Here is a 5,595-nt window from a genome sequence, read left to right as displayed (position 1 = left end):
GGTGATAAAGGGTGGCACCGACCTACTCTCCCACGTTTTACCGCAGTACCATCGGCTCTGGCGGGCTTGACTTCTCTGTTCGGAATGGGAAGAGGTAGACACCGCCGATATAGGCACCTGAATTTCTTTTAAGGTGAAAGCTTAAAGGCGAAAGGTTAAAGGTCCTTTTCCCCTGGGCTCCCCCTGTTTATTTTTATTGCCGATATTAAATGATCTCCCGGATTATGCTAAGGTACATACCTTTTGCCTTTATCCTTTAGCCTTTAACCTCAACAATGACATATTATTGAAAGAAGTATTTGAATAAGAGAAAACAACAGCATTATTGTTTATCTGTTTTGTCGCCGATTAGAGGTAAAGACTAATCTCTTAATCTCTATCCTCTAATCTCTGATCCGAAGAAAGCTTCGGGCAATTAGTATTACTCGGCTTTGATGTCACCACCTTTATACCTGTAACCTATCAACGTAGTAGTCTCCTACGACCCTCTATGGAAGTCTCATCTTGTGGCTAGTTTCGCACTTAGATGCTTTCAGCGCTTATCTATTCCCAACGTAGCTACTCTGCAGTACACCTGGCGGCATAACAGATTCACCAGAGGTTAGTCCAACCCGGTCCTCTCGTACTAAGGTCAGCCCCACTCAAACTTCCTACGCCCACAACAGATAGGGACCGAACTGTCTCGCGACGTTCTGAACCCAGCTCGCGTGCCACTTTAATGAGCGAACAGCTCAACCCTTGGGACCTTCTCCAGCCCCAGGATGTGACGAGCCGACATCGAGGTGCCAAACCTCCCCGTCGATATGAGCTCTTGGGGGAGATCAGCCTGTTATCCCCAGCGTACCTTTTATCCTTTGAGCGATGGCCCTTCCATGCAGAACCACCGGATCACTATATCCGTCTTTCGACCCAGCTCGACTTGTCTGTCTCACTGTCAAGCAAGCTTTTGCTATTGCACTCCGCGTACGGTTACCAAGCGTACTGAGCTTACCTTTGAAAGCCTCCGTTACCTTTTTGGAGGCGACCACCCCAGTCAAACTACCCGCCAAACAATGTCCTCGATCTTATCGAGTTAGACACCAAATACAGAAAGGGTGGTATTTCAACGTCGACTAAATGACTCCTGGCGAAGCCACATCACAGTCTCCCACCTATCCTACACATCCTGTATCCGATATCAATGTTAAGCTATAGTGAAGGTGCATGGGGTCTTTCCGTCCCGTTGCGGGTAACCGGCGTCTTCACCGATACCACAATTTCACCGAGCTCATGGCTGAGACAGCGCCCAGATCGTTACACCATTCGTGCAGGTCGGAACTTACCCGACAAGGAATTTCGCTACCTTAGGACCGTTATAGTTACGGCCGCCGTTTACTGGGGCTTCGATTCAATGCTTCGCCTTGCGACTAACATCCCCTCTTAACCTTCCAGCACCGGGCAGGTGTCAGGCCTTATACGTCATCTTTCAATTTTGCAAAGCCATGTGTTTTTGTTAAACAGTCGCCTGGGCCTTTTCACTGCGGCTGACATTGCTGCCAGCGCCCCTTCTCCCGAAGTTACAGGGCCATTTTGCCGAGTTCCTTAGCCATGATTCACTCGAGCACCTTAGGATTCTCTCCTCGACTACCTGTGTCGGTTTACGGTACGGGTTTTTATTACCTGAAGCTTAGCGGGTTTTCTTGGAAGTCTGATTACCTGAACTATCACCTTGTCCGAAGATTCGGTGTACTATCAGCTTTCAGCATAAACTGCGTACTTAACTACAATCTATTTACCTACAGCCTTTAACGAACTATTCCGTCAGTTCGCGTCAGTGTCACTACTCCGTCACCGCATCGCAGTAATAAAAAGTACTGGAATATTAACCAGTTGTCCATCGGCTACGCCTGTCGGCTTCACCTTAGGCCCCGACTAACCCTGATCCGATTAGCGTTGATCAGGAAACCTTAGTCTTTCGGTGGGCGGGTTTCTCTCCCGCCTTATCGTTACTTATGCCTACATTTGCTTTTCTACACCCTCCACAGTCAGTTACCTTCCTGCTTCGCCGATTGTAGAATGCTCCCCTACCAGTCACATTGCTGTGAATCCATAGCTTCGGTATACTGCTTGATGCCCGTTTATTATCCATGCCCGATCGCTCGACTAGTGAGCTGTTACGCACTCTTTAAATGAATGGCTGCTTCCAAGCCAACATCCTAGCTGTCTGTGCAATCGGACCTCGTTAGTTCAACTTAGCAATAATTTAGGGACCTTAGCTGATGGTCTGGGTTCTTTCCCTCTCGGCCATGGACCTTAGCACCCATAGCCTCACTCCAGCGTATATTATAAAGCATTCGGAGTTTATCTGGATTTGGTAGGATTTGACTCCCCCGCACCCAATTAGTAGCTCTACCTCTTTATAACTCAACCGCCAGGCTGTTCCTAAAAACATTTCGGGGAGTACGAGCTATTTCCCAGTTTGATTAGCCTTTCACCCCTACCCACAAGTCATCCGGAAACTTTTCAACGTTTATCGGTTCGGTCCTCCAGTACCTGTTACGGCACCTTCAACCTGCCCATGGGTAGATCACAAGGTTTCGCGTCTACCTCCCCTGACTATACGCCCTTTTCAGACTCGCTTTCGCTTCGGATCCGTGTCTTAAACACTTAACCTTGCCAGGGAAGAGTAACTCGTAGGCTCATTATGCAAAAGGCACGCCGTCACACTTTCGTGCTCCGACCGCTTGTAAGTACACGGTTTCAGGTTCTATTTCACTCCCCTGTTCGGGGTTCTTTTCACCTTTCCCTCACGGTACTGGTTCACTATCGGTCTCTCAGGAGTATTTAGCCTTACCGGATGGTGCCGGCAAATTCCCACAAGGCGTCTCCGACCTCGCGGTACTCAGGATACCACTATCCTATTATCAATTACCCGTACGCAGCTCTCATGCTCTATGGCAGGGTTTCCCACCCCTTTCCGGTTCTCTTTAATATTCATGTTGTGGTCCTACAACCCCTGCTATGCCGTAACATAACAGGTTTGGGCTTCTTCCATTTCGCTCGCCACTACTCTGGAAATCACTTTTGTTTTCTCTTCCTCTGCTTACTTAGATGTTTCAGTTCGGCAGGTTAGCGCATTTTGCAACTATTCTTCAAATAGTTAGGTTGCCCCATTCGGAAATCTCCGGATTAAATCTTATTTGCAAATCCCCGGAGCTTATCGCAGCTTATCACGTCCTTCTTCGCCTCTGAGAGCCAAGGCATCCCCCGTGTACCCTTTCTTACTTTCTTCTACTCATACGCCTTTTGCGCCGTATGGTATGTCTTTATTTTTAGTCCGTCATTAAGTCATTGTTTCATTAGGTCATTGCATTGCTGCTCTGATCTTTTGAAGCATTCAACTCAACAACTTCCTATCTGTTGTTTTCTCTTGTTTTCAATTACTTCTTCCAATATGTCAAAGAACGTTTTGTTGAGCTTAAAGCCGAATGCTTAAGGCCGAAAGCTCGTTGCTTTCTGCTTTGGGCTTTGCGCTTTAAGCTTAACATCGTGGAGAATAACGGATTCGAACCGTTGACCCCCTGCGTGCAAGGCAGGTGCTCTAGCCAGCTGAGCTAATCCCCCGTTAGATGGGCTGAAAGCTGAAGGCTAAAAGCTTAATGCTTTTCTCTTCGCTCTCCTTGCCGAAGCTATTGCTTTAAGCTTTTCGCTTTCTGCTTTTCGCTCCAGTAGTAGTCCCGAGCAGATTTGAACTGCTGACCCCTACATTATCAGTGTAGTGCTCTAACCAAGCTGAGCTACAGGACTATTTTTATTTCGGATTTCGGATTTGCGATTTTGGATTTATTTATTTTTCTTCAAACCGTAAATCGTAATCACTTACAATCCTGCCTCAGTTGCTTGCACAACACGATGGCTTCATCTTCTGGGTTTCCTTTTGTCTTTTTGTTTGTATTTAAGAAATTATCATGTAGGTAACAGTTCCGAATTACTCTCGCGGTATCTGCTCCAGAAAGGAGGTATTCCAGCCACACCTTCCGGTACGGCTACCTTGTTACGACTTAGCCCCAGTTACCGACTTTACCCTAGGACGCTCCTTGCGGTTACGCACTTCAGGCACTTCCAGCTTCCATGGCTTGACGGGCGGTGTGTACAAGGCCCGGGAACGTATTCACCGCGTCATTGCTGATACGCGATTACTAGCGAATCCAACTTCACGGGGTCGAGTTGCAGACCCCGATCCGAACTGTGAATGGCTTTCCGAGATTGGCATCCTGTTGCCAGGTAGCGGCCCTCTGTACCATCCATTGTAGCACGTGTGTAGCCCCGGACGTAAGGGCCATGATGACTTGACGTCGTCCCCTCCTTCCTCTCTATTTGCATAGGCAGTCTGTTTAGAGTCCCCACCTTTACATGCTGGCAACTAAACATAGGGGTTGCGCTCGTTGCGGGACTTAACCCAACACCTCACGGCACGAGCTGACGACAGCCATGCAGCACCTAGTTTCGTGTCCCGAAGGACTGAAGCGTCTCTGCTTCATTCACTAACTTTCAAGCCCGGGTAAGGTTCCTCGCGTATCATCGAATTAAACCACATGCTCCTCCGCTTGTGCGGGCCCCCGTCAATTCCTTTGAGTTTCACCCTTGCGGGCGTACTCCCCAGGTGGAACACTTAACGCTTTCGCTTAGACGCTGACCGTATATCGCCAACATCGAGTGTTCATCGTTTAGGGCGTGGACTACCAGGGTATCTAATCCTGTTTGATCCCCACGCTTTCGTGCCTCAGCGTCAATCATAGCTTAGTAAGCTGCCTTCGCAATTGGTGTTCTGTGACATATCTATGCATTTCACCGCTACTTGTCACATTCCGCCTACCTCAACTACATTCAAGCTCTTCAGTATCAAGGGCACTGCGATAGTTAAGCTACCGTCTTTCACCCCTGACTTAAAAAGCCGCCTACGCACCCTTTAAACCCAATAAATCCGGATAACGCTCGGATCCTCCGTATTACCGCGGCTGCTGGCACGGAGTTAGCCGATCCTTATTCTCAGAGTACATTCAGCTTCGTATACATACGAAGGTTTATTCCCCTGCAAAAGCAGTTTACAACCCATAGGGCCGTCTTCCTGCACGCGGCATGGCTGGTTCAGACTTCCGTCCATTGACCAATATTCCTTACTGCTGCCTCCCGTAGGAGTCTGGTCCGTGTCTCAGTACCAGTGTGGGGGGTCATCCTCTCAGATCCCCTAAACATCGTCGCCTTGGTATGCCGTTACCACACCAACTAGCTAATGTTGCGCATGCCCATCTTAGTCCTATAAATATTTGATCATAATACGATGCCATATCATGATTTTATGCGGTCTTAATCTCTCTTTCGAGAGGCTATCCCCCTGACTAAGGTAGGTTACATACGTGTTACGCACCCGTGCGCCACTCTCATGGAACCGAAGTCCCAATCCCGTCCGACTTGCATGTATTAGGCCTGCCGCTAGCGTTCATCCTGAGCCAGGATCAAACTCTCCATTGTAAAATGCTTTGTTTGAATCTCTGACCCTATTATTAATAATAGAATCTGTTCATTATATATCTTTATACAGATTCCGCTTGTTTT

At 48.1% G+C, this 5,595-nt stretch carries 2 tRNA genes and 3 rRNA genes; all 5 read right to left on the bottom strand.

The window, feature by feature from the left end:
* Nucleotides 1-9: 9 nt before the first annotated feature.
* Nucleotides 10-121: ribosomal RNA gene (rrf, locus tag LX99_RS25200) — 5S ribosomal RNA — on the bottom strand.
* A gap of 274 nt (nt 122-395) precedes the next feature.
* A 23S ribosomal RNA gene (locus LX99_RS25195) occupies nt 396-3,271 on the bottom strand.
* Between the two features lie 258 nt (nt 3,272-3,529).
* Nucleotides 3,530-3,603: transfer RNA gene (locus LX99_RS25190), tRNA-Ala, on the bottom strand.
* Nucleotides 3,604-3,711: 108 nt separating this feature from the next.
* Nucleotides 3,712-3,786: transfer RNA gene (locus LX99_RS25185), tRNA-Ile, on the bottom strand.
* 205 nt (nt 3,787-3,991) lie between these two features.
* Nucleotides 3,992-5,511 (bottom strand): 16S ribosomal RNA (locus LX99_RS25180).
* The 16S, 23S and 5S rRNA genes sit together here with 2 tRNA genes alongside, the layout of an rRNA operon.
* Between the last annotated feature and the right edge of the window lie 84 nt (nt 5,512-5,595).

This window comes from Mucilaginibacter oryzae, assembly GCF_003148845.1.
Lineage (GTDB): Bacteria > Bacteroidota > Bacteroidia > Sphingobacteriales > Sphingobacteriaceae > Mucilaginibacter > Mucilaginibacter oryzae.
Note: the sequence above shows the minus strand (reverse complement) of the source record. Positions and strands in the feature narration are given on the sequence as shown.